This is a genomic window from Mesorhizobium sp. M1006, assembly GCF_040318825.1.
Classification (GTDB): Bacteria; Pseudomonadota; Alphaproteobacteria; order Rhizobiales; family Rhizobiaceae; genus Mesorhizobium.
In genome coordinates, this window is record NZ_JAMYMZ010000166.1 from 1 (window position 1) to 590 (window position 590).

At 62.5% G+C, this 590-nt stretch carries 1 protein-coding gene; it reads left to right on the forward strand.

Annotation, left to right across the window (positions count from 1 at the left end; translation table 11 throughout):
• Positions 1–225 precede the first annotated feature (225 nt).
• Positions 226–590 (forward strand): IS4/Tn5 family transposase DNA-binding protein (locus tag NKH60_RS35065; RefSeq protein WP_352875147.1); only part of this gene is annotated, 365 nt, incomplete at its 3' end.

Here is a 590-nt window from a genome sequence, read left to right on the forward strand (position 1 = left end):
AACGATGACGACGGGATCTTGGCCTTCACCGATGAAGGCATTGAGGAGGTCGAACTCCTCCTCGAAGAATATCAGGGCGTCTCCCAATCGAAAGCTTGACCCCAGCACCGCGGTGCTCAGGTGCTCATGGCCGCGGATACGCACGTCTGCGGTCTTCACCGGCTTCCGATTACCCACATCGTCGGCGGGCCTATTGCCGCGTATGAATCTGCCGTGATTCTGTCCGTGACGCCGATCACGGAGGCGTCACGGATGCGAGACAAGACCACCAGCAGCGAGAGCGCTTGGCAGGAGGAAGAGCTTTCTGCGGCGGCCCTTCCCGACAAGCGTCTGGCCCGTCGGCTGCAACGGTTGCTGGATCAGATGTCAGCTGCGCCGGGCAAGCCAATCCCTGCGGCCTGCGGCGACTGGGCGGCGGCGAAGGCGGCCTACCGCTTCTTTGACAATCCGCGTGTGACCGAACATAGCGTTCTCGCCGGCCATTTCGCCGCGACTGCGGCGCGCGTTGCGGCGAGCGAAGGTCCGATCCTTATCCTGCAGGACACGACCGAATTTATCTACAGCCGCGCGCAGCCGGGCAAAATCGGATT